This window comes from Pseudomonadota bacterium (genome assembly GCA_022361155.1).
Taxonomy (GTDB): domain Bacteria; phylum Myxococcota_A; class Polyangia; order Polyangiales; family JAKSBK01; genus JAKSBK01.
Genome location: JAKSBK010000160.1, coordinates 1 through 4,854 on the forward strand (window position 1 = coordinate 1; position 4,854 = coordinate 4,854).

The window sequence follows — 4,854 nt, forward strand, 5'->3', positions numbered from 1 at the left end:
CAGGAGCGCGTGGCGGATGCGGGCGCACTTGAAGGTGCGCCAGGCGTTGCGCTCGAGATCGTAGGCGATGACGTAGAGGTCGCGGCCGGCCAGGCGCAGCGCGGCGGGCTCGATGGTGCGGGGCTTGGGGGCGCTGTCGCGGGTGCCGCGGTAGCGGATTTGGGCCCGGCGGCGGGCTCGGATGGCGGCGTCGAGCACTGCGCTGATCTCGGGGTGCTGGGCGAGCGGGGTCTTGGGCAAGGAGATGTCGCGATCGCGGTGCTGGGCGCGCGCGAGCAGCTCGTCGAGCTCTTTCAGGAAGCCACATCCCCAACTGACGCTCCAGAGCTGCTCGCTTCTGTCGTGCCACGCGCTACCCCGTCGTGAAGGGCCCGATCCTAACACCGCTTGCCACGGACCCTCAAGCGTCGATCCACGCGAGCAGATTATCGATGGTGGCGCCCTTGGCGAGGCGAATGTTCCGGCCCTTGCGCGCTCTTGCGGGGTCAAGCATGGACACCTCGCCCCGGGGCGAAACGGCGGCGACGACCCAGCGCCACTGGAGGTGCTTGGCGTCGGCGGCCATCCGGCTCCATGCGGTGCGGGAAAAGCTCAGCGGCAACGCGCTGCGTTTGACTTGGATGCCCAGCTGGTGCGCGGCCCGGGTCGCGAGCAGGTCGAAGGCGCCGCGGGACGCTCGCGATTGGTAGACTAGGTCGAAGCCCAGGCTCGCGAGGTGCTCCGCTACGCGCAGCTCCGCTTCGTCACCAATGACCCGCATGGGGACCACGCTACCGCCCGGCTTGCGCCAGCTGAGCCACATGCCGAAGGTGGCATCGGCCAGTGCATAGCGACCGTCGGGCAGCTTGCGTGCGGCGTCGCCGAGCCGCTCGAGGTAGCGCGCCATCGCACCGCTGCTTGCGCCGATTCGTTTGGCGATGTCGGTCAGGCGGCAGGGGCCCTCGGACAGGGCCTCCAGTGTGGCTGCCAGCGTGCTCGAGCGCCCCACGAGCCGCGCGAATTCGTTTTGGTAGTACAAGCCCAGACGCCCTGTGGCCGAGAACACGAGCCGCTGCAGGGCCAACTTCAGCGCTTGCTCGTCGTACGGCGGAGCCGCGCTCGTGAGCGTTTCACCCAAGAGCTGCAGATAGAACGGGTGTCCGCCCAGCACACGGGCGGCGCTGCGCGCGAGCGTCTCCGGGATCCGGCGCCCTGGGGGACTGAGCTCGACCAGCAAGCGCACGGCGTCGTCTTGGTCGAAGGCGCTGAGCTCCATCAGGTCGAAGTGTTGAAAGAAAGGCGAGTGCTGCGCGGTCACAAGCTCCGTCAGCATACTGCGGGCGGAACCGGAGATGACGTAGGTCGTGCGCTTGTGCTGCTGCCACAGGCTTCGGATCCTCTGCAAGAGCTCATCGCGCAAGCTGCGGCTGCCGGTGGACGCGAGCTCCTGGAATTCGTCGATGGCTACCACGACCCACAATCCCAGCGACTCGGCCAGGCGCTCCGGCAAGGCGAGTGCGGTTCGCTCGTACTCCGCACCAGCGCCGGGATCGAAGAGCGCGAGGATGTCTGCCCGGAGATCGCGTCCGAGGGCCTCGAAGGTGTCGGAACGCAGCAGCGTGTCGCGTGCAAGCGTACCATGCTCCGCCAGCGTCTCCACAGACGCGCCGAGCAGGGGGGCGAGCACCCGATCCAGCACCCGCAGCGCGTAGCGTCGAAAAAAGGCCGGCGAGATCGGCAGCGTTTCCATCACGTCAAGCGTGACGAAACGCAGATCAGACCGCTCCGCTCGTCGCGAGGCCTCCCACAGCAGGCTGGTTTTCCCCACTTTGCGCGATCCCACGATCGCGACCCAGCGCGGCACGCCCTTCCCGAGGTCCTGCACCACTTGTGCGAGTCGAGCCAGGGGCTCTTCGCGATCGTAGAAATCGAGCGCGGTGACGGGCAGGCTGGTGCGAAACATGGCTTCAGGTTAGTGGCAAACTTGCCACGTGGCAAACTTGCCACGTGGCAAATCCGCCATGTCATCGCCGCCATGTCATCGCCGCCATGTCATCGCCGCCATGTCATCGCCGCCATGTCATCGCCGCCCGAGGCGAGGCTTCAGGTCGCGCCGCCTCCCTCGGGGTGTGCCAGCAGCCGGCCAAGAGAGCGAGATAGGTCGTCCAGGGCCTTTGGGTCGGGCAAGGTCACGTTCAGATGATAGACACCCTGCGCGTCGCGCTCCACGCAGTCTTCAAGCCGACCCCGAATCAATCCAGCGAGCTGCCGGGACTCTTCGGTTTCTTGGGCGGGAGGGAACATCTCGCTAAGAAAACCGAACGCGGCGCTGACAAGCTGGCCACCCGCGCGAGCGACCCGCTTGCGTTCGACCAGCGCTTGCACGCGTTCCTGCTGGCGCGCCTTCTCACTCGCGTCCAGCGGTGCATCGGGCCTTGCGCCAAGCAGCACTTCCAGGCGAGCCTTGAGCTCTTCGATACCAACGGACAGGTCGACGGTATCGGTTTCGGAATTCGCGTCAAGCGCGGCGAGCGCAAGCTCCTGCTTCGCCGACAACGTCCCCAATAGGTTCTCCTCGATCGTGCCCTCGGTGACAAGCACGAAGACATGAACCGGACGCCGCTGCCCCATACGGTGGGCACGGGCGATGCGCTGCTCCAACACTGCGGGATTCCAGGGCAGGTCTACGTTGATCACGGTATCGGCCACCTGCAGGTTCAGGCCGGTGGAGCCCGCGTTGGTGGTGACGAAGACCCTACAGGCCGGATCGTCGCAGAAACGTTGCACCAGTGGCTGGCGAGCCTTCTGGGGCACGGAACCGTCCAGACGCACGTAGCCCAGCCCGTGCCGCTCCAAGCTGGGGCCGATGAGGTCGAGCATGGTCGTCCATTCCGAAAACAAGACGATCTTGCGACCCTCTTCTGCCCCAAGTCGGGCCAGCAAGCCATCGAGCTCCTGCAGTTTGCTCGAGTACGACGGCTCCTGCTTGTCCACCAGGAAGGTACTGTTGGCCACCATCCGGCAAACCAGCAGCGCCTTTCGCATACGGAGCAGATCCATCTCTGACATGTACTCTTTACGCATGATCGCGCGGATGATCTGCATGTTGGTGCCATGCACGTCGAGCTGTTCCTCCGTGGGCGTGATGCGGACGATCTCGGTAGTTCGCGGAGGCAAATCTTTCATGACCGACTCGCGCGTCCGTCGCAGCAAGACGGGTTGCAGGTGCCGCCGCAACTCGGCCAGGTTCTTGTATCCGAGCACCTTGCCACGTTCGTCCGCCACACGGTGCCGGTTGAAGAAGCGGAAGGCCGGTCCGAGCCTGCGGTCGTCGATGAAGCCCACCACCGAGTAGAGCTCCCCGAGGTTGTTCTCGAGCGGCGTACCGGACAGCACCAGCGCAAGGAGTGAGCGCAGCCCCTTGATCGCGCGCGTGGTTTTCGCTTCCCAGTTCTTGATGCGCTGACCCTCGTCGAGGATGATCAGGTCCCAGTTCGTGCGTTCGATCGGTCCCAGATCCCGCAAGATCTGCTCGGGGTTGCAGATCGTGAAGAAGCACTCGTTGTCGTATTGCTCGGCGCGCTCCTTGGCGCTTCCGATCACGAGCTGGCAGTCGCGATCCGAAAAGCGGGTGATCTCGTTCTTCCACTGCGTTTTGAGCGATACTGGGCAGATCACCAACACCTTGCGCACGCCTGCATGTCGGGCCAGCAGCTCGGAGGTTCCAATCCCCTGGATGGTCTTGCCGAGCCCCATGTCGTCGGCCAGAATCGCCCGTCCTGCACCGGCCGCAAAGGCGATGCCGTCGAGTTGATACGGCAGCAGCTCCACCTTCAGCAGCCTGGTGCGAAGCGGATGCCGGCTGGGGTTTTCGCGGATTTGCCCAACCGTGCGCTCGATGCGCCTCTGAAGCAGACGTCGTTGAACGTACTCCTCGGCGTCTGGATAGATCGTGACTTCGGTTCCGATCGTCTCCAGTTTCTGCACGGTGCGCAGCAGCAAGCGTAGGTCGTCAATGGGCCTGTCGCGCATGGGGGCAACGAGCTTGCGTGCAGATGCGGGCAAGTCATCGGGCAGACCCATGCGCAGCTCGATCTGTTCGCCGTAGCGAAGATGGACGGAGATGGCGGTTCTCCGGTAGGGCCGCCGGCGGACGCTGGCCGGAAAACGGCGCTCCAACTTGCGCAAGGCATGCAGGATGTGCTTGCAGGTACCCAGTGTGTTCGTGCGAAAGTCGGGGCAAGAGCAATACGATTCTCCACGCTGCCAGCCCCTGAGCGCCAGCCGGTAGGTCTTGCCCGATACCCGACTTGTAATCGTGTAGTCCGTCCAGAGTCGCGTTGGCTCGGAGGAGCTCAGCGCCATTTTCTCGTCCTGCGCCCGCTCGGTGCGCTCCTTGATCGCGTGTTCCACAAGCTCTTGCTCACCAAGGCTTTCAACCGGAACACGCACCCTTGGCGGGGCGGCCAATCCCAGCGCCATTTTTTCTTCCAGGACCAGCGAGAATGCGAGACCCACGTGCTCGCAAGCCGCCTGGCATGCCGAGCAGCGGAAGCGCAACCCATGGCGCCTACCACCGTCCAACGCGATGGCGGCCGTCGCCTCAGGCCGCGGTGTACAGGACACCCATTAAATGCCAGTTCAGGCGAGGTCCGACGCGGGGCTGTCGGGATGGTCACGGGTCCGATGGGCAGGGCAAGCAGGACGCACAAGCCGGCGTCCGCGTTTGGAGCAAGTGGTGCCCGGTTCCGGGCGCTCCACTCGTGTTCACGGCTGCCCCACTGGAGAGCATCGCGACCGGCAAGTGGCTCGTTCAGGCGGCGTTGCGCGCGTAGAGATGGCTGGCCGCCCGGACGCCCTTGACGTGCTGCTGGC

Annotated in this window: 3 protein-coding genes; all 3 read right to left on the minus strand. The window is 65.1% G+C overall.

Translation table 11 applies throughout. From position 1 onward, the window contains the following. Positions 1-384, minus strand: a 384-nt coding sequence (locus MJD61_05650) for a WYL domain-containing protein (GenBank protein ID MCG8554762.1), incomplete at its 3' end; no start/stop codon positions are given. A gap of 16 nt (positions 385-400) precedes the next feature. Continuing rightward, positions 401-1,942, minus strand: coding sequence for an ATP-binding protein (locus MJD61_05655; protein MCG8554763.1), 1,542 nt, complete (start codon positions 1,940-1,942; stop codon positions 401-403). Positions 1,943-2,082: 140 nt separating this feature from the next. Next, a complete protein-coding gene (locus tag MJD61_05660; protein MCG8554764.1) occupies positions 2,083-4,605 on the minus strand; it encodes a DEAD/DEAH box helicase in 2,523 nt (840 codons plus the stop codon). Positions 4,606-4,854: the final 249 nt, after the last annotated feature.

Bases quoted from the DNA above. Each gene is read 5' to 3' on its own strand.
- MJD61_05655 (MCG8554763.1), bottom strand. From the start codon at position 1,942: ATGTTTCGCACCAGCCTGCCCGTCACCGCGCTCGATTTCTACGATCGC.